The organism is Kluyvera sp. CHPC 1.2972 (genome assembly GCF_036759925.1).
Taxonomy (GTDB): Bacteria; Pseudomonadota; Gammaproteobacteria; order Enterobacterales; family Enterobacteriaceae; genus Kluyvera.
This window is the reverse complement of record NZ_JAPKIB010000007.1, coordinates 178,319-197,474: the sequence shown is the minus strand read 5'-3', so window position 1 is coordinate 197,474 and position 19,156 is coordinate 178,319. Positions and strand designations below refer to the sequence as shown.

The window sequence follows — 19,156 nt, the reverse complement described above, 5'->3', positions numbered from 1 at the left end:
CTAACCATTAGTTAAATTGTGGATTACGGTCATTTTTATACTTTTTTTACACCCCGCCATTCTATTTTTGCGAAATCTTTGCACCCAAAAACCTACGCTTAGCGCATCAACTGAACCATCCGGAGGTGGATTGTGACTACAGGCGTAATAGCCGGCACGGTGCTGGTGTTCCTGTTACTGGCGTATCTGGTTTATGCCCTTTTCAAGGCGGAGGCGCTGTAATGGCTGCTCAAGGATTTTTACTCGTTGCCAGCTTCCTGCTGGTGCTGTTTGTTCTCGCCCGCCCGCTTGGCAAAGTGCTGGCTGGGATGATTAACAACACGCCGCTGCCGGGGCTTGCCCGCTGTGAAAGCGTGCTCTGGCGCGTCATGGGCATTTCCGGCCAGGAGATGAGCTGGGGGCGCTATACCATTGCCATTCTGCTGCTGAACCTGGTCGGGCTGCTGGTGCTGTTCGCTATGCTGATGCTGCAGGGCGTGCTGCCGCTGAATCCACAAAACCTTCCGGGGCTGTCATGGCATCTGGCGCTCAATACCGCCGTTAGCTTTGTCAGCAACACCAACTGGCAGTCCTATAGCGGTGAAACCACCCTGAGCTACTTCAGCCAGATGGCCGGCCTGACGGTGCAGAACTTCCTCTCTGCCGCCACCGGGATTGCCGTGCTGTTTGCGCTGGTGCGTGCTTTTGCCCGCCATAGCGTGAATACGCTGGGCAACGCCTGGGTCGATATCACCCGCATCACGCTGTGGCTGCTGCTGCCCATTTCCCTGCTGCTGGCGCTGTTTTTCATCCAGCAAGGGGGATTGCAAAACTTCCTCTCCTACCAGCCGTTTACCACCATTGAGGGCGCACATCAGCTGTTGCCAATGGGGCCGGTAGCGTCTCAGGAAGCCATTAAAATGCTCGGCACCAACGGCGGCGGCTTCTTTAACGCCAACTCCTCACATCCGTTTGAGAACCCGACGGCGCTGACCAATTTTGTGCAGATGCTGGCGATTTTCCTCATCCCCGCCGCACTGTGTTTCGCCTTTGGCGAAACAGTGGGTGATAACCGTCAGGGACGCGCCATCCTGTGGGCCATGACGCTTATTTTCATCATCTGCGTTGCAGTGGTGATGTGGGCTGAAACCCGCGGTAATCCGCATCTGCTGGCCTTCGGAGCCGACAGCAGCATCAATATGGAAGGTAAAGAGAGCCGCTTTGGCATTCTGGCCAGCAGCCTGTACGCCGTGGTGACCACCGCCGCCTCCTGCGGTGCGGTCAACGCGATGCACGACTCCTTTACCGCGCTGGGCGGCATGATCCCGCTGTGGCTGATGCAGATTGGTGAAGTGGTCTTCGGCGGCGTGGGTTCTGGCCTCTACGGCATGCTGCTGTTCGTCCTGCTGGCGGTATTTATCGCCGGGCTGATGATTGGTCGCACCCCGGAATATCTCGGTAAAAAAATCGACGTGCCGGAAATGAAGATGACCGCGCTGGCGATTCTGGTCACCCCAACGCTGGTGCTGCTTGGTACGGCGCTAGCGATGATGACCGATGCAGGCCGCAGTGCAATGGCGAACCCTGGTTCGCACGGCTTTAGCGAAGTGCTGTACGCCGTGTCGTCGGCGGCAAACAACAACGGTAGCGCCTTTGCCGGTCTTAGCGCCAACACGCCGTTCTGGAACTGTCTGCTGGCCGCGTGCATGTTCTTCGGCCGCTTCGGGGTGATTGTGCCGGTGCTGGCGATTGCCGGTTCGCTGGTGAGCAAAAAAATTCAGCCCGCCACCCCAGGCACCCTGGCGACCCACGATGCGCTGTTTATCGGCCTGCTGATGGGGACCGTGCTGCTGGTTGGCGCCCTGACCTTTATTCCCGCGCTGGCGATTGGCCCTGTTGCGGAACACCTTTCCCTGTTTTGAGTGATGCGGAGCTATTGGTTATGAGTCGCAAACAACTGGCCCTGTTCGAACCTTCTCTGGTTCGCCAGGCGTTGATCGATGCCGTGAAAAAACTGAGCCCGACCATTCAGTGGCGCAACCCGGTGATGTTTATCGTCTGGATAGGCAGCGTGCTCACCAGCGGACTGGCCTTATCCATGGCGCTGGGTACCCTACCCGGTAATGCGTGGTTCAGCGGCGCTATCGCCCTCTGGCTGTGGTTTACCGTGCTGTTCGCTAACTTTGCCGAAGCCATGGCGGAAGGCCGCAGCAAGGCGCAGGCCAACAGCCTGAAAGGGGTCAAGAAAACGTCGTTCGCCCGCAAACTGCGCGAGGCCCGCTACGGTGCCGCGATGGATCACGTCCCGGCAGATGAACTGCGCAAGGGTGACGTGGTGCTGGTCGAAGCCGGGGATATCATTCCCTGCGATGGTGAAGTCATTGAGGGCGGCGCGTCGGTAGATGAAAGCGCCATTACCGGTGAATCGGCTCCGGTTATTCGTGAGTCCGGCGGTGACTTTGCGTCAGTGACCGGCGGGACACGCATCCTCTCCGACTGGTTGGTCGTGCGCTGTAGCGTCAACCCTGGCGAAACCTTCCTTGACCGGATGATCGCCATGGTCGAAGGCGCGCAGCGTCGTAAAACACCTAACGAGATTGCCCTGACCATCCTGCTGGTCGCGCTGACTATCGTGTTCCTGCTGGCGACCGCCACCATCTGGCCGTTCTCCGCCTGGAGCGGTACGCCAATTAGCGTCACCGTGCTGGTCGCCCTACTGGTGTGCCTGATTCCGACCACCATCGGCGGCCTGCTTTCCGCCATCGGCGTGGCCGGGATGAGCCGTATGCTGGGCGCCAACGTGATCGCCACCAGCGGTCGTGCGGTCGAAGCGGCAGGCGACGTTGACGTGCTACTGCTGGATAAAACCGGCACCATCACGCTCGGCAACCGTCAGGCTTCCCAGTTCCTGCCAGCCGATGGCGTGGACGAAAAAACGCTGGCCGATGCCGCACAGCTTTCATCGCTGGCGGACGAAACACCGGAAGGCCGCAGCATCGTGGTACTGGCGAAACAGCGCTTCAATCTGCGCGAGCGGGATCTGCAAACGCTGCATGCCACCTTCGTCCCCTTTACCGCCCAAAGCCGCATGAGCGGGATCAATATTGACAACCGCCTGATTCGTAAAGGCTCCGTCGATGCGATCCGCCGCCATATCGAAAGCAACGGTGGCAGCTTCCCGCAGGATGTGGAGCAGAAAGTGGAGAGCGTTGCCCGCCTGGGTGCCACCCCACTGGTGGTGGCCGAAGGGGCACGGGTGCTTGGCGTGATATCCCTGAAAGATATTGTCAAAGGCGGGATTAAAGAGCGCTTCGCTCAGCTGCGTAAAATGGGTATCAAGACGGTGATGATCACCGGCGACAACCGTCTCACCGCAGCCGCCATCGCCGCCGAAGCGGGCGTGGATGACTTCCTGGCCGAAGCCACGCCGGAGGCCAAACTGGCGCTGATTCGTCAGTATCAATCTGAAGGTCGCATGGTGGCGATGACCGGCGACGGCACCAACGATGCCCCGGCGCTGGCGCAGGCCGACGTGGCGGTAGCAATGAACTCAGGGACCCAGGCGGCGAAAGAGGCTGGCAACATGGTGGATCTGGACTCGAACCCCACCAAGCTGATTGAAGTAGTGCATATCGGTAAGCAGATGCTGATGACCCGTGGTTCGCTGACCACCTTCAGTATCGCCAACGACGTTGCCAAGTACTTCGCCATTATTCCGGCGGCGTTCGCGGCAAGCTGGCCGCAGCTGGGCGTGCTCAACATCATGCACCTGCACTCGCCAGATTCGGCAATTCTGAGCGCGGTGATCTTCAACGCCCTGATCATCGTCTTCCTGCTGCCGCTGGCGCTGAAAGGGGTGAGCTACCGTCCGCTCTCCGCCTCGGCGATGCTGCGCCGTAACCTGTGGATTTACGGTGCGGGTGGTTTGGTTGTGCCGTTTATCGGCATCAAAGTTATCGATTTACTGCTGACCCTGCTGGGTCTGGTCTGAGGAAATAGCCATGTCTGCATTACGTCCTGCCATCGTGATTTTTCTGTTCCTGACGCTTATCACCGGGGGGCTCTATCCCCTGCTGACCACCGCGCTGGGGCAGTGGTTCTTTCCGGCGCAGTCGGGAGGCTCGTTGATTATCGAAAACCATGAAATTCGCGGATCGTACCTGATCGGGCAGAACTTTACCGATCCCCGCTATTTCCAGGGGCGTCCTTCGGCGACGTCGGACTCCCCGGATAACCCGATGGCGTCCGGCGGCAGCAACCTGGCGGGCAGCAACCCGGCGCTGGATAAACAGTTTACCGACCGCATCACCGCGCTGCGCGCTGCTAACCCGGAAGCCAGCCGCGAGGTGCCGGTGGAACTGGTTACCGCCTCCGCCAGCGGGCTGGACCCTAACCTGACGCCAGCCGCCGCGCTGTGGCAGGTGCCGCGTATCGCCAAAGCGCGCAACGTCCCGGCGGAGTGGCTGCGTAAAGAGGTCGAAGCGGCGACAAACTCTCCGCTGCTCGGCTTTCTCGGACAACCTGTGGTAAATATTACTAAGCTGAATATGGCGCTGGATGCCCACAAGGATAACTGATGATGACCGACGAGCCGCTGCGTCCCAACCCGGATCGCCTGCTGGAACAAGCTGCCGAAGCTCACCGCGGCAAGCTGAAGATTTTCTTCGGCGCCTGTGCTGGCGTGGGGAAAACCTGGGCGATGCTGGCCGAGGCGCAGCGTCTGCGGTCGCAAGGGCTGGATATTCTGGCGGGCGTAGTGGAGACGCACGGGCGTAAGGAGACCGCCGCGATGCTCAGCGGTCTCACTCTCCTGCCGCCAAAGCGCAGCACCTATCGGGGGCGCTACGTTTATGAGTTCGACCTCGATGCCGCCCTCGCCCGCCGTCCGGCGTTGGTGTTAATGGACGAGCTCGCGCACAGCAATGCGCCCGGCTCGCGCCACCCGAAGCGCTGGCAGGACATTGATGAGCTGCTCGAGGCGGGCATCGATGTTTTCACCACCGTTAACGTTCAGCACCTGGAAAGCCTCAACGATATTGTCAGCGGTGTCACCGGTATTCAGGTGCGTGAAACGGTACCCGACCCCTTTTTCGATGCCGCCGATGAGGTGGTGCTGGTCGACCTCCCCCCGGACGATCTGCGCCAGCGCCTGAACGAAGGTAAGGTCTATCTTGCCGGGCAGGCCGAACGCGCCATCGAGAACTTTTTCCGCAAAGGTAACCTGATTGCCCTGCGTGAGCTGGCGCTGCGCCGCACCGCCGACCGCGTGGACGATCAGATGCGTGCCTGGCGCGATGGCCAGGGGCAAGAAAAAGTCTGGCACACCCGCGATGCCATTTTGCTGTGTATCGGCCACCACAGCGGCAGCGAAAAGTTGGTGCGCTCAGCCGCCCGACTGGCGGCCCGCCTTGGTAGCACCTGGCATGCCGTCTATGTCGAAACCCCGACTCTGCACCGCCTGCCCGAACCGCAGCGCCGGGCCATTCTCAACGCCTTACGCCTGGCGCAGGAGTTGGGTGCCGAAACGGCCACGCTTTCTGAGCCATCGGAAGAGGCGGCGGTGATCCGCTACGCGCGTGAACACAACCTCGGCAAAATCGTGATTGGCCGCCAGAAAAAACGCCACTGGTGGCGAGGTGAGCGCTTTGGTGAGCGAATTTCCCGCCATGCGCCAGAGCTGGATCTGCTGGTCGTCGGCGTTGATGAATCGCCCCTTCCCCTGCCGGAACGGGCGCGCGATCAGCGTCCGTTTATGGATAAGTGGCGGGTGCAGATCCGCGGCTGCCTGGTGGCGCTGGGGCTGTGCGCCGGTATTACGCTGATTGCCGATCAATTTCTAATGGCCTTTGAGGCCGCCAACCTGGTGATGCTGTATCTGCTAGGCGTGGTGATCGTCGCGCTGTTTTACGGCCGCTGGCCGTCGGTGCTCGCCACAGTGATTAACGTGGTCAGCTTCGATCTCTTTTTCATTGCCCCGCGCGGGACGCTCGCCGTCTCTGACGTGCAGTATCTGCTCACCTTTGGCGTGATGCTCACCGTGGGTCTGGTTATCGGTAATCTCACCGCGGGCGTGCGCTATCAGGCGCGGGTGGCGCGTTATCGCGAACAGCGCACACGCCATCTTTATGAGATGTCCAAAGCGCTTGCCGTGGGCCGCAACGCCCACGATATCGCCCACACCTGCGAGCAGTATATTCGCACCACCTTCCATGCGCGTAGTCAGGTATTGATGCCGGATGAACAGGGGAAGCTGACGTCGCTGACCCATCAGGACGGTATGACGCCGTGGGATGACGCCATTGCTCACTGGAGTTTTGATAAAGGGCTACCAGCGGGCGCAGGAACAGATACCCTGCCCGGCGTACCGTACCTGATCCTGCCGCTGCGCAGCGCCGATAAAACCCACGGGCTTATCGTGGTCGAACCCAATAACCTGCGCCAGTTGATGATCCCTGAGCAGCAGAGGCTGCTGGAAACGTTCACCCTACTGGTTGCCAGCGCGCTGGAACGCCTGGCGTTGACCGAAAGTGAGGAACAATCGCGACTTATCAGCGCCCGCGAAAGCCTGCGCAACTCCCTGCTGGCAGCGCTTTCGCACGATCTACGTACGCCGCTGACCGTGCTGTTTGGCCAGGCGGAAATCCTGACGCTCGACCTCGCCAGCAGTGGCTCGCCGTACGCCCCGCAGGCCAACGAAATTCGCCAACACGTGCTCAATACCACGCGACTGGTCAATAATTTGCTGGATATGGCGCGCCTGCAGTCGGGCGGCTTTAATCTGAATAAAGAGTGGCTGACGCTCGAGGAAGTGGTCGGTAGCGCGCTGCGTATGCTGGAACCAAGCCTCAGCGGTCGGCATATCGCCCTCACCCTGCCCGACCCGCTGATGCTGGTCCACATCGACGGCCCGCTGTTTGAACGCGTGCTGATTAACCTGCTGGAAAACGCCGTGAAGTATGCGGGTTACGACGCCGAGATAGGTATCGCCGCCGCCACCAAAGATGACCATCTACAGCTCGATGTCTGGGACAGTGGCCCGGGCATTCCCGGCGGGCAGGAAGAACATATTTTTGCCAAGTTTACCCGTGGGCATAAAGAGTCCGCGATCCCCGGTGTCGGGCTTGGGCTGGCTATCTGCCAGGCGATTGTCGATATTCACGGCGGGACGCTCTCCGCCAGCAACCGCCCGGAAGGCGGCGCCTGTTTTCGTGTTACACTTCCGTTAGAACAACCACCTGAACTTGATGAGGGACACGACGGCCTGTGACCAGCGTTTTAATTGTTGAAGATGAACAAGCGATCCGCCGTTTTCTGCGCACCGCGCTGGAAGCTGACGAACTGCGCGTTTTTGATGCTCCTACGCTCCAGCGAGGCCTGCTGGAAGCCGCGACGCGCAAGCCTGACCTGATCATTCTCGACCTCGGTCTGCCCGACGGCGACGGGCTGGATTTTATCCGCGACATTCGTCAGTGGAGCCCGGTACCGATTATTGTGCTGTCGGCCCGCAGCGAAGAGAGCGATAAAATTGCCGCGCTCGACGCAGGTGCTGATGACTATCTCAGCAAGCCGTTTGGTATCGGCGAACTTCAGGCTCGTCTGCGCGTCGCGCTACGTCGCCATGCGGGCAGCCAGCCGAATGACCCTATCGTCACGTTCTCGGATACCACCGTCGACCTTGCCGCACGTCGTATCACTCGCGGCAGTGAAGAAATTCACCTCACCCCGATTGAGTTCCGCCTGCTGGCGGTACTACTTAACAATGCGGGAAAAGTGCTCACCCAGCGCCAGCTACTCAACCAGGTCTGGGGGCCGAACGCCGTGGAACATAGTCACTATTTGCGCATTTATATGGGGCACCTGCGCCAGAAGCTGGAAATAGATCCCGCGCGTCCTCAGCATTTATTAACCGAAACCGGAATTGGCTATCGGTTTATGTTATGAATACTTATTCATAATTCTTGCTTTCTTCAATTATTATTCCAGAAATACATTAATCCTAAGCCGCGAAATATTACCGCGGCGTCACCACCGTTATTTAAACTAAATATTAAACAGTTTATTTACAACATTGAAACAATACAGCATTTAATCCTGGCATCAACCCTACCAATAATGGATAATTTCATTATTGATCTTGTTATGTTGATCATCCTCACAGTTTTAAGACCATTCAGAGATAAAATGACTCCGCTTTAAGATATTCATCGAAGGTATACGAAATGGAAAACAATAACCGATTGATGCCTCATATTCGACGGACAACACATATAATGATGTTTGCCCATCGCAATAGTTTCGATTTTCACTTCTTTAACGCCCGATAAGTCTCCCGACTTCGGGCGCCTCGCAGTTATTCCCTGCTAATACGGGCTCACGCCTGTAACCAGCGCTCGCTCTGACAAACCTAAAGCTTCCGGCCACCGGACCGGCTGGGTTTGCTACATTCCAAAAAAGCTCACGCCCTGACGTTATTGTCAGCGAGATCGTTTTGCTTTTTTTCCGGCGATATCAATTTCCCATTCGGGAAATTGAGGGACTGCTATTACCTAAAATAAAGAGATGAAAAATGTCTGAATTAAAAATTGCCGTAAGCCGTACTTGCCCGGACTGTTTTACTACCCAGCGTAGTATTATCAATACCTGCGACACTCACTTTATTGATGTTGCTGCTGCCGTATTATCTATTGAAGACGTTGAGTGCGGTAAACTCGATGAAATAGACGCGACGGGTTATAACCTGCCCGTCTTTATTGCTATCAATAAAGATCAAATTGTTCCCGCCGAATATCTCTCACGTATTCAAGGGGTATTTGAGCATGACGAAACCCGCAACGACTTCTATGGTCGCCAGCTGGAATCGGCGGCACACAAGTATGAAGTGAATCTACGTCCACCGTTCTTTAGCGCGCTGGTCGATTACGTCGCGCAGGGTAACAGCGCGTTTGACTGCCCGGGGCATCAGGGCGGTGAATTCTTCCGTCGTCACCCTTCCGGCAACCAGTTTGTTGAATACTTTGGCGAAACCCTGTTCCGCTCTGACCTTTGCAACGCCGATGTGGCCATGGGTGACCTGCTGATCCACGAAGGCGCGCCGTGCATTGCGCAGCAGCATGCGGCCAAAGTGTTTAACGCAGACAAAACGTACTTCGTATTGAACGGCACCTCTTCTTCTAACAAAGTGGTGCTGAATGCCCTGCTCACCCCGGGTGACCTGGTGCTGTTTGACCGCAACAACCACAAATCTAACCACCACGGTGCGCTGCTACAGGCGGGGGCCACGCCAATTTATCTGGAAACCGCACGTAACCCGTACGGCTTTATCGGCGGTATCGATGCCCACTGCTTTGAAGAGCGCTATCTGCGTGAACTGATTGCCGAAGTCGCACCAAACCGTGCGCGCAATCAGCGTCCGTTCCGCCTGGCGGTCATTCAGCTCGGCACCTACGACGGCACGATTTATAACGCCCGTCAGGTGGTCGATAAAATTGGTCATCTTTGCGACTACATCCTGTTCGACTCCGCGTGGGTCGGCTACGAGCAGTTTATTCCGATGATGGCCGACTGCTCGCCGCTGCTGCTTGAGCTTAACGAAAACGATCCAGGGATTCTGGTCACCCAGTCGGTGCATAAACAGCAGGCTGGCTTCTCTCAGACCTCGCAAATTCACAAAAAAGATAGCCATATCAAAGGCCAGCAGCGCTATGTTCCGCATAAGCGCCTAAATAACGCCTTTATGATGCACGCCTCCACCAGCCCGTTCTACCCGCTGTTTGCCGCGCTGGACGTGAACGCCCGCATGCACGAAGGTCAGGCAGGCCGCAATATGTGGATGGACTGCGTCTCCAACGGTATCGAAGCACGTAAGCTGATTCTCGATAACTGCCACCATATTCGCCCATTCGTGCCAGGTGAGATTGACGGCAAAGCATGGCAGTCCTGGCCGACCGAGACCATTGCTAACGATCTGCGTTTCTTCCACTTTGTACCAGGCGAGCGCTGGCACGGTTTTGAAGGCTACGCCGAACATCAGTACTTTGTCGACCCATGCAAACTGCTGCTGACCACGCCGGGCATCAACGGTGAAGGTGAATATGACACCTTTGGCGTACCGGCAACCATTCTGGCGAACTACCTGCGCGAGCACGGCGTAGTACCGGAAAAATGCGACCTCAACTCCATCCTGTTCCTGCTGACGCCAGCGGAAGATATGGCCAAGCTGCAGCAGCTTGTGGCCCTGCTGGTACGTTTCGAAACGCTGCTGGAAGCCGATGCGCCGCTGCAAGAGGTTCTGCCATCGCTCTACGGTCAGCATAAAGACCGCTATGCCGGTTACACCCTGCGCCAGCTGTGTCAGGAAATGCACGATCTGTACGCCCGCCACAACGTGAAACAGCTGCAAAAAGAGATGTTCCGTAAATCACACTTCCCACGCGTCAGCATGAACCCGCAGGATGCCAACTACGCTTACCTTCGTGGTCAGGTTGAACTGGTACCGCTGTCGATGGCCGAAGGCAAAATCGCCGCCGAAGGTGCTCTGCCGTATCCTCCAGGCGTGTTGTGTGTTGTTCCGGGGGAAATCTGGGGTGACTCCGTTCTGCGCTATTTCAAAGCGCTGGAAGAAGGCATCAACCTGCTGCCGGGCTTCGCGCCAGAGCTGCAGGGGGTTTATATCCAGGAACACGATGGCCGCAAAGAAGTGTGGTGCAACGTGATTGAGACTCAGCAGCCGCAGCCTGCCCTGCTGAAAGGGGAGAAATTATGAGCAAAGCCAATAATAAGATGGGTGTTGTTCAGCTCACCATCCTGACGATGGTGAACATGATGGGCTCCGGGATTATCATGCTGCCCACCAAACTCGCTGAAGTCGGCACCATCTCCATTATCTCCTGGCTGGTCACCGCCGTCGGTTCGATGGCGCTGGCCTGGGCCTTTGCAAAATGCGGGATGTTCAGTAAGAAATCCGGCGGCATGGGCGGCTATGCGGAGTATGCCTTTGGTAAGTCGGGCAACTTTATGGCCAACTATACCTACGGGGTTTCGCTGTTGATTGCCAACGTCGCTATCGCGATTTCGGCAGTGGGTTATGGCACCGAGCTTTTCGGTGCCGCGCTGAGCCCGGTGCAGATCGGGCTCGCCACTATCGGCGTACTGTGGATCTGTACCGTAGCTAACTTCGGTGGTGCGCGCATTACCGGGCAGATCAGCAGCATCACGGTATGGGGCGTCATTATTCCGGTGGTTGGTCTGTGCATTATCGGCTGGTACTGGTTTAGCCCAACGATGTACGTTGAATCCTGGAACCCACACCACGTACCGTTCTTTAGCGCCGTAGGCTCTTCTATTGCGATGACGCTGTGGGCGTTCCTCGGTCTGGAATCCGCCTGTGCCAACGCCGAAGTGGTGGAGAATCCGGAACGTAACGTGCCAATCGCCGTGCTCGGCGGGACGCTCGGGGCAGCGGTGATTTACATCATCTCCACCAACGTGATTGCCGGTATCGTGCCAAACATGGATCTGGCCAACTCCACCGCACCGTTCGGTCTGGCCTTCGCGCAGATGTTTACCCCGGAAGTCGGGAAAGTGATCATGGCGCTGATGGTGATGTCCTGCTGCGGTTCGCTGCTCGGCTGGCAGTTCACCATCGCCCAGGTATTCAAATCCTCGGCGGACGAAGGCTACTTCCCGAAAATCTTCTCCCGCGTCAGCAGTGCCGATGCGCCGGTTCAAGGGATGCTGGTTATCGTGGTGATTCAGTCCGGGCTGTCGCTGATGACCATTAGCCCGTCGCTGAACAATCAGTTCAACGTGCTGGTTAACCTGGCGGTGGTGACCAACATTATTCCGTACATCCTGTCGATGGCGGCGCTGGTCATCATCCAGCGGATGGCTAACGTACCGATGAACAAAGCGCGCGTCGCCAACTTCGTGGCCTTTATTGGCGCGATGTACAGCTTCTATGCGCTCTACTCTTCCGGCGAAGAAGCGATGCTGTACGGTTCCATCGTGACGTTCCTTGGTTGGACGCTGTACGGCCTGGTGTCACCACGGTTCGAGTTGAAAAACAAACACGGTTGATCGTAGCCCGGGCGAGGCATTTATGCCGACCCCGGGGCAGCACAAACCCCATAAAAAAGGGAGCCATTCGGCTCCCTTTTTCTTACCCAAACACTCAGGCGTTTTTCAGCACTTCGCTGACAATCTCTACCGCTTCTTTCTCAATCTGCTTACGGTGTTCAGCACCGAGGAAGCTTTCGCAGTAAATCTTGTAGGCATCTTCGGTACCGGATGGACGCGCCGCGAACCAGCCGTTGTCGGTCATCACTTTCAGACCGCCGATAGAAGCCCCGTTACCCGGCGCCGCCGTTAGACGTGCGGTAATCGGATCACCTGCCAGCGTGCTCGCGCTCACCATTTCTGGAGAGAGCTTAGACAACGCCGCTTTCTGTGCGGAAGTGGCGCTGGCCTGCAGGCGGTTGTAGCTTGGGGCACCGAAACGGGCAGCCAGCTCGTTGTAATGCTCCTGCGGGTTCTTACCGGTGACAGCGGTGATTTCCGCCGCCAGCAGGCACATGATGATCCCGTCTTTATCGGTAGACCACGGCGTGCCATCGAAGCGCAGGAAGGAAGCGCCCGCGCTCTCTTCGCCGCCGAAGCCGAAACTACCGTCGAACAGACCGTCAACGAACCATTTAAAGCCAACCGGCACTTCAACCAGTTTACGGCCCAGATCGTTCACTACGCGGTCAATCATCGCGGAAGAGACCAGGGTTTTACCGACGGCAACCTCTTTGCCCCACTGCGGGCGATGCTGGAACAGGTAGTTGATGGCCACCGCCAGATAGTGGTTCGGGTTCATCAGGCCAGCCGGCGTGACGATACCGTGACGGTCATAGTCAGGGTCGTTAGCAAACGCCAGGTCGAACTTATCACGCAGCGCCAGCAGGCCCGCCATCGCGCACTCGGAGGAGCAGTCCATACGGATCGCGCCGTCTTTATCGAGGTGCATAAAGCGGAAAGTCTGGTCAACGTGATCGTTAACGATGGTCAGATTCAGGTTGTAGTGCTTAGCGATACGCTTCCAGTATTCGATACCGGAACCGCCCAGCGGGTCAACGCCCAGGGTCAGACCGGCTTTCTGGATAGCCGCCATATCGACGATATCCGCCAGCCCTTCAATGAACGGCTGAACCAGATCGACTTCTTTCACGTGACCGGAAGCCAGCGCAGCATCGTAAGCAATACGCTTCACGCCCGCCAGGTCAGCTGCCAGCAGCGCGTTCGCGCGGTCTTCAACCACTTTGGTGACGTTGGTATCAGCCGGGCCACCGTTTGGTGGGTTGTACTTGATGCCGCCGTCTTCCGGCGGGTTGTGGGATGGCGTAATCACAATCCCATCAGCCAGCTTGCCGCCTTTTTTGTTGTGTACCAGGATAGCGTTGGATACCGCTGGCGTCGGCGTAAAGCCATTGTCTTCCTGAACAATGACATCCACCCCGTTTGCTGCCAGCACTTCGAGAACGGAGATAAACGCTGGCTCAGAGAGCGCGTGAGTATCCTTCCCGACATAGCATGGGCCCGTAATTCCATTTTTCGCGCGCTCTTCCGCGATCGCCTGAGCAATGGCCAGAATATGCTTTTCGTTGAAGCTGTGACGACTCGCGCTCCCACGGTGGCCGGACGTACCGAACTTCACCGCATGTTCCGGGTTGCTCACGTTAGGCTGCAGCACGTAGTACTGGGCCGTCAGTTGGGCGACGTTGATCAAATCACTCTGCTGTGCAGGTTGTCCTGCACGGGTATGGTTTGCCATTGCCTGGTCCTTCTTATGCAAGGGTTAGATTGTCAGTATTAGATAGTACCGCAAACCTTCTCAATCAATTCCGCCGGGAATTGCATTGATTGCATGATGTGTTCGACCATGCTGCATTTACGGCCTGTATTGGTATTGGTAATGACCCAGTATGGCGTATCCGGAACCTGTTTTGGTTTTGTCTGGTTGCCGTTTTTGAGCAGCGTCTGCTCATCAGCCGCAAAATAGACGCGGGTACGACCGTGAAGGGATTCGGTAGCCTCGGCAAACGCCTTGTTGTCCAGCGCGTACAGCGTGGTCAGTACCAGCATGAAGCGGTTAACCGCTTTCTTCTGCTCGGCATACTCGTCAGAGAGCAGCAGCTCACGCATAGCACGGACTTTATCTTTGGCAGTTTTTACCGTTTTCACGTCAGCAACGGGGGCAGCAGCCGGGGCCGGAGCGGGAGCCGGTTCTGCTTTGACGACCGGCGCAGCAGCAGTCGCCACGGGCTGGGAAGCGGCGGAGAATTTCAGCATACGCCGTAAAATGTCGGACGCGCTCTCGCCAATGTGCAGAGTGTGAGCCGCAATATAGCGATAGAGCTCGTCATCAACTTCGATCGTTTTCATCTTAATCCGGTGCGATAATTTTTCTGAATACAATTCATTGGGATTATAAAGTCAAAACCCAACAGCGGGTAGCGCCAAACCAGGAAGACAGCAAAATTCGGATGAGTTCCTCTCTTGCCCCTGAGCGTTAGAATGTCCAACATGATACCCTAACCCGACAATGCGAAAAAAAGAACTTTGCTATGAAATTGAATGTCCGAGCGCAAACTGCACAAAACCTGCACAATAATTCTCCCATCGTTCTCGTCCACGGCCTGTTCGGCAGTCTGGATAATCTGGGCATCCTGGCCCGCGACCTGGTCACCGACCACGATATCCTTCAGGTAGACATGCGTAACCACGGTCTCTCACCGCGCGCTGATGAGATGACCTACCTTGCTATGGCTCAGGATCTGCTCGATACGCTCGATGCCAACGGCATTGAAAAAGCAACGGTCATCGGCCATTCCATGGGCGGTAAAGCGGTGATGGCGCTCACCGCACTGGCCCCTGAACGCATCGACCGACTGGTGGCGATTGATATTGCCCCGGTCGATTACCATGTCCGCCGTCACGATGAGATTTTTGCTGCCATTAATGCGGTGACCAGCGCCGGCGTGGCCACCCGCCAGCAGGCCGCGACGGTGATGCGCGAGTACCTTAAAGAAGAAGGCGTGATTCAGTTCCTGCTGAAATCCTTTGTCGACGGCACCTGGCGCTTTAACGTGCCGGTGTTGTGGGAACAATACCCGCATATCGTCGGCTGGGAGACTATTCCTGCCTGGGACCACCCTGCCCTGTTCATTCCCGGCGGCAATTCGCCCTATGTGGCCGAAGCCTATCGCGATGCGCTGTTGGCCCAGTTCCCGCAGGCAAAAGCGCACGTTATCGCCGGCGCGGGTCACTGGGTTCACGCCGAAAAACCGGAAGCGGTGCTGCGAGCCATTCGCCGTTATCTCGCCGAGTGATTAAAAATGCATCGACCGCGCGCCAGAATGGCCGTGGTCGTTGGCGTGTGGGCCCCACTGATGTATGATTGCGCGCTGTCTGCACCGGGCACCGCCCGGTAGCTTGTTTCCCCGAAGTCACTCAGAACCATGGCAAAAGAACAAACGGACCGTACGACCTTAGATTTGTTCGCAAATGAGCGTCGGCCGGGAAGACCAAAAACTAATCCGCTTTCGCGTGACGAACAGCTGCGCATTAATAAGCGTAATCAGTTAAAACGCGACAAAGTGCGCGGTCTGAAGCGCGTGGAGCTGAAGCTGAATAACGAAGCCGTTGATGCACTCAACGAGCTGGCGACTGCCCGTGATATGAGCCGGAGTGAACTCATTGAAGAGATTCTGATGAGCCAACTGGCCCAACTGCACGGACAGGGGAAAGCCTGAAAAATCCCCCAAAATACACTTTCATGTAGCAGAGTGTGCAGTCCGGCACGATAGCGGTTTCCGCACGCCTCTCTGTTCTGCTATGATTGCCCTTATCTGTGGGCAATAAGCCATCACCATTTCATTAAGTTTCAAGAGGTTATTTTACTCATGGCAATCGTTGGCATCTTTTTCGGTAGCGATACCGGGAACACCGAAAATATCGCAAAAATGATTCAAAAACAGCTTGGTAAAGATGTCGCTGACGTTCACGACATTGCCAAGAGCAGCAAGGAAGATCTGGAAGCATTCGATATTCTGCTGCTGGGTATCCCAACCTGGTACTACGGCGAAGCGCAGTGCGACTGGGATGATTTCTTCCCGACGCTGGAAGAAGTGGATTTCAATGGTAAGCTGGTTGCGCTGTTTGGCTGCGGCGACCAGGAAGACTACGCGGAATATTTCTGTGATGCGCTGGGCACCATTCGCGACATCATTGAACCACGTGGCGCAGCTATCGTCGGCCACTGGCCGACCGCGGGCTATCATTTCGAAGCGTCTAAAGGTCTGGCGGATGACGACCACTTTGTAGGCCTGGCTATCGATGAAGACCGTCAGCCTGAGCTGACCGCTGAGCGCGTTGAAAAATGGGTTAAGCAGGTGGCTGAAGAGCTGCATCTGGAAGACATCAAAAACGCCTGATTATCCTGTGGCGCGATGATAAATCGCGCCGCATTAATAGGTAAAAGCAATTAAAATAATAGCTACAATTTTTTAACTTTTGAGCGCATACCTGTACAATATCTTCTGATTTAGCGCGGTCTCATCGCCAGTTTGTCGGTGAAGCCTCGTTTTTGAAAGCTTAGTTTACCCGGCTCTTGCTGTTTTCATTTCAATAGGGTCATTCTATAATGAGACGCATTAATTCGGGTGCATTCTCTGTGATACTTTCGCTGATGGAAGTTAATCGTTTAGCAACAGGACAGATTCCGCATGACTGACAATAACACCGCATTAAAGAAGGCTGGCCTGAAAGTCACACTTCCACGGTTAAAGATTCTGGAAGTCCTTCAGGAACCGGATAACCACCATGTCAGCGCGGAAGACTTATATAAACGCCTGATCGACATGGGTGAAGAGATTGGCCTGGCCACGGTCTACCGCGTACTGAACCAGTTTGATGACGCCGGTATCGTGACTCGTCACAATTTTGAAGGCGGTAAATCCGTTTTCGAACTGACCCAACAGCATCACCACGATCACCTGATTTGCCTCGACTGCGGCAAAGTGATCGAGTTCAGCGATGATTCCATTGAAGCTCGTCAGCGTGAAATCGCGTCGAAGCACGGTATCCGCTTAACAAACCACAGCCTTTATCTCTACGGTCACTGCGCTGAAGGCGACTGCCGTGAAGATGAACACGCCCACGAAGGCATCGAAAAGTAACCCGATACCATTCGTAAAAAGCCAGTTGCTCACGCACTGGCTTTTTTTATACCCCCGGTTCTTCAGGCGTAAAAAAACCGCTGCAAGCAGCGGTTATTGGTATCAACGTGAGCTTATTTCTGCGGCGCGTTGTTACTGCGAATTTCCTGCCAAATCTTATCGCAGTTTTTCGCTACGGCTTCGTCATTGCCCATCTTTCTGGCATTAATGCATTTCTGGTAGTCGATGACGCGAACGCTTTCCTGATTCGCGAACTGTTCGTGCGCTTTCTCTTGCTTCAGCACGTTCAGTACGCTTTGACAGGCCTGGATTTTATCCGGATTGCCTTCTGCGGTATTAATACAGGCGCTGTAGGCATCCTTCAGCTTGCTATCTTCCTTCGGTGCGGGTGATTGAGCGCAGGCGGTTAACCCGGCGGCCATCAGTGCAACAATAATCAGTTTTTTCATACGATGAGCCTCTTAGCAGCGGCAGAAGTTTCCCCCTGCCGCGTTAGCATCAGAAAATAGTGAACGGTGCGATAACCATGAATTTCACGTCACGCTCATCCTGGAAGATGTTGCCGTAACCGCCGCCCCAGCTTGGGATATCGGAGTGGTTGTCATACTGAGTGAAGTGCAGTTTGAACAGCGTGCCTTTTGCACGGCCATCCTGAACGGTGTATGCCACATCGAGGCTGTAGGCAGACTCTTTGATCTTGTTGTTCTTGTCGTAGTACGCATCCGGGTTCATCTGCCAGGTCGCTGGCTTAGCATCCCATGCGTAAACGTAAGAAGCACCCACCGCCCAACCCGGCAGATCCCAGTTCTTCAGGTCATACATGGTGCCGAAGAAGACCGCTTTTTCGCCGTTGGCGTTGAAGTCAGAGCGGTTATCCCACCAGATATCCAGACGACCGTTAGAGGATGCGTAGGTTGGCGTCATACGCTGCAGGAAGTAACCCTGCTGACCTTCTGCTTTAACCCAGGTCCCTTCCAGACGGAAGTCGAACACTTCTTGCAGTTTGTAGCCGAAGGTTAACGCCTGCAGCCACGCGGTGCCGTCATAGATATCGTTGACGCCGTGATCGCTCACCTTGTCACGCGTACCGTAGAACTGGTAGCTGGTGGTCAGCGGACCGCCAGGGATATCAAATTTGTAGCTACCTTTGGCGAAGTACTGATCGATATAGCCTTCTGCCTGACCAAATGCGGCTTCCAGCACCAGGTCATTTTTGAAATCGTATTTCGCACCGATGGAGTGCAGGTAATCGACTTTGGTCTTCTTATCGTTCTGATAGAAGTTGTCCATTTCAAGGTGCCATGGCGCCTTGTAGTTGTTCGTCCACATGTAGGAGAAGCTCAGCGCGCCAGCATCACCGTAGTCGAAGTTAGCACCGGCTTCAGCACCCTGATAGGTACCAGGCATGAAGCTCCAGTGTGGTGCCAGCAGCGTTTGGCCGGTTGGCTGGATGTAACCCGCACGAGCCCAGGCTGGCCCTAATTTAAATTTGGCTGCCGCTTTGTACAGGCTGATACCGCTCTTATCGCCGCTGTAATCTTCGCTGTAGCCTTTGTTCTTAGAGGACAACGCAATTTCGTTCGGGTGACCACTTTCGCTACTTTCAGCCATTTCAATCGCGGTGAACGCCGCAATATCAATACCGAACATGTCAGCGGCATAGCCAGACTGGAAGTCGAGGTTGGCGTTCCAGGTGGAGTGGGAAAGGTTGGTTTTATACTTATCGTGATCGGTTACATCTTTACGGTCACGCTCACGCTGCCAGTAATAGACTCCGCCGGTCAATGTAGAATCGTCGATGAAGCCTTCTGCTTTTGCTTCCGGAGTCATCATAAAGCCTGACATTGCTGTCACACCGGCGATAGCCAGCGCCAGCGTACTACGTTTGCCACTAAACGTACGCATAGTTATATCCTCTTTGACTTTTAAAAATGCCGCTGCAAAGCAGAAGGCAAAAAAAT

The 19,156-nt window shown here is 55.9% G+C and carries 17 protein-coding genes; 13 read left to right on the top strand and 4 right to left on the bottom strand.

The window, feature by feature from the left end:
- Positions 1–132 precede the first annotated feature (132 nt).
- The 9 genes from kdpF to potE all read left to right on the top strand — a co-directional run bounded on the left by kdpF (position 133) and on the right by potE (position 12,054).
- Positions 133–222, top strand: a complete 90-nt coding sequence (kdpF, locus tag V6944_RS13715; protein ID WP_035892707.1) for a K(+)-transporting ATPase subunit F — start codon at positions 133–135, stop codon at positions 220–222.
- Complete coding sequence (gene kdpA, locus V6944_RS13710) at positions 222–1,901, top strand: potassium-transporting ATPase subunit KdpA (RefSeq protein WP_333499354.1); 1,680 nt, start codon at positions 222–224, stop codon at positions 1,899–1,901. Before kdpF ends, kdpA begins: the two co-directional genes overlap by 1 nt.
- Before the next feature lie 20 nt (positions 1,902–1,921).
- Positions 1,922–3,970, top strand: coding sequence for a potassium-transporting ATPase subunit KdpB (kdpB, locus tag V6944_RS13705; RefSeq protein WP_333499353.1), 2,049 nt, complete (start codon positions 1,922–1,924; stop codon positions 3,968–3,970).
- A 10-nt stretch (positions 3,971–3,980) separates the two neighbouring features.
- Positions 3,981–4,556: a potassium-transporting ATPase subunit KdpC gene (gene kdpC / locus V6944_RS13700; protein WP_185669345.1), complete on the top strand. Its 576-nt coding sequence runs from the start codon at positions 3,981–3,983 to the stop codon at positions 4,554–4,556.
- A gap of 2 nt (positions 4,557–4,558) precedes the next feature.
- Entirely contained in the window at positions 4,559–7,246 is a 2,688-nt protein-coding gene (gene kdpD, locus V6944_RS13695) for a two-component system sensor histidine kinase KdpD (RefSeq protein ID WP_333499370.1), read from the top strand.
- The gene (kdpE, locus tag V6944_RS13690) at positions 7,243–7,920 is read left to right on the top strand and encodes a two-component system response regulator KdpE (protein WP_333499352.1); all 678 of its coding nucleotides are present in this window, start codon (positions 7,243–7,245) and stop codon (positions 7,918–7,920) included. Before kdpD ends, kdpE begins: the two co-directional genes overlap by 4 nt.
- 278 nt (positions 7,921–8,198) lie before the next feature.
- Positions 8,199–8,303 (top strand): leader peptide SpeFL, encoded by a 105-nt coding sequence (gene speFL, locus V6944_RS13685; protein WP_106875989.1) that lies wholly within the window; start codon positions 8,199–8,201, stop codon positions 8,301–8,303.
- Positions 8,304–8,545: 242 nt separating this feature from the next.
- Positions 8,546–10,741 carry an ornithine decarboxylase SpeF gene (gene speF, locus V6944_RS13680; protein WP_333499351.1) on the top strand — a complete coding sequence of 732 codons (2,196 nt, stop codon included), beginning with the start codon at positions 8,546–8,548 and terminating at the stop codon, positions 10,739–10,741.
- The gene (gene potE / locus V6944_RS13675) at positions 10,738–12,054 is read left to right on the top strand and encodes a putrescine-ornithine antiporter (protein WP_333499350.1); all 1,317 of its coding nucleotides are present in this window, start codon (positions 10,738–10,740) and stop codon (positions 12,052–12,054) included. Before speF ends, potE begins: the two co-directional genes overlap by 4 nt.
- 94 nt (positions 12,055–12,148) lie before the next feature.
- On the opposite strand, the gene pgm is transcribed toward potE, so the two are convergent.
- Complete coding sequence (gene pgm / locus V6944_RS13670) at positions 12,149–13,789, bottom strand: phosphoglucomutase (alpha-D-glucose-1,6-bisphosphate-dependent) (RefSeq protein WP_333499349.1); 1,641 nt, start codon at positions 13,787–13,789, stop codon at positions 12,149–12,151.
- A gap of 38 nt (positions 13,790–13,827) precedes the next feature.
- Positions 13,828–14,400, bottom strand: a complete 573-nt coding sequence (gene seqA / locus V6944_RS13665) for a replication initiation negative regulator SeqA (protein ID WP_185669350.1) — start codon at positions 14,398–14,400, stop codon at positions 13,828–13,830.
- Positions 14,401–14,582: 182 nt separating this feature from the next.
- Here seqA and ybfF point away from each other — a divergent pair, with 182 nt between their 5' ends.
- The 4 genes from ybfF (at position 14,583) to fur (ending at position 17,195) form a co-directional block, all read left to right on the top strand.
- On the top strand, positions 14,583–15,347 hold the full coding sequence (ybfF, locus tag V6944_RS13660; protein ID WP_333499348.1) for an esterase: 765 nt from the start codon (positions 14,583–14,585) through the stop codon (positions 15,345–15,347).
- Between the two features lie 129 nt (positions 15,348–15,476).
- Positions 15,477–15,770, top strand: a complete 294-nt coding sequence (gene ybfE, locus V6944_RS13655; RefSeq protein WP_333499347.1) for a LexA regulated protein — start codon at positions 15,477–15,479, stop codon at positions 15,768–15,770.
- Between the two features lie 150 nt (positions 15,771–15,920).
- A complete protein-coding gene (fldA, locus tag V6944_RS13650) occupies positions 15,921–16,451 on the top strand; it encodes a flavodoxin FldA (RefSeq protein ID WP_333495026.1) in 531 nt (176 codons plus the stop codon).
- A gap of 291 nt (positions 16,452–16,742) precedes the next feature.
- Complete coding sequence (gene fur, locus V6944_RS13645; protein WP_333499346.1) at positions 16,743–17,195, top strand: ferric iron uptake transcriptional regulator; 453 nt, start codon at positions 16,743–16,745, stop codon at positions 17,193–17,195.
- Positions 17,196–17,308: 113 nt separating this feature from the next.
- Here fur and chiQ read toward each other — a convergent pair whose 3' ends face one another.
- Positions 17,309–17,644, bottom strand: a complete 336-nt coding sequence (gene chiQ, locus V6944_RS13640; protein ID WP_220438455.1) for a ChiQ/YbfN family lipoprotein — start codon at positions 17,642–17,644, stop codon at positions 17,309–17,311.
- Between the two features lie 49 nt (positions 17,645–17,693).
- Entirely contained in the window at positions 17,694–19,100 is a 1,407-nt protein-coding gene (chiP, locus tag V6944_RS13635) for a chitoporin ChiP (RefSeq protein WP_333499345.1), read from the bottom strand.
- Positions 19,101–19,156: the final 56 nt, after the last annotated feature.